Origin of the sequence: Photobacterium aphoticum (assembly GCF_001029435.1) — a bacterium.
Classification (GTDB): Bacteria; Pseudomonadota; Gammaproteobacteria; order Enterobacterales; family Vibrionaceae; genus Photobacterium; species Photobacterium aphoticum.
Map to the genome: position 1 here is coordinate 1 of NZ_LDOV01000079.1, position 316 is coordinate 316.

2 tRNA genes are annotated in these 316 nt (G+C 55.4%); both read left to right on the forward strand.

Features of this window, described 5'->3' with window-relative positions:
- Positions 1–107: 107 nt before the first annotated feature.
- Positions 108–183: transfer RNA gene (locus tag ABT58_RS23130), tRNA-Gly, on the forward strand.
- 57 nt (positions 184–240) lie between these two features.
- A tRNA-Met gene (locus ABT58_RS23135) sits at positions 241–314 on the forward strand.
- The last annotated feature ends 2 nt before the right edge of the window (positions 315–316 follow it).

Below are 316 nucleotides of genomic sequence, written 5' to 3' on the forward strand. Positions count from 1 at the left end.
CATCGAGGAACGCCTCGATGGTTGTGGAAATGGCGCGTTGGCAGAGTGGCTATGCAGCGGATTGCAAATCCGTGGACCTCGGTTCAAATCCGGCCCCCGCAACCAATGCGACACTAGCTCAGTTGGTAGAGCGCAACCTTGCCAAGGTTGAGGTCACGAGTTCGAACCTCGTGTGTCGCTCCACTTCTTCTTTGAAGTGAAGACAAAGTTGTCATCGTACTTAACGGTGAAAAAATCGGACGCGGGGTGGAGCAGCTTGGTAGCTCGTCGGGCTCATAACCCGAAGGTCGTTGGTTCAAATCCGGCCCCCGCAACC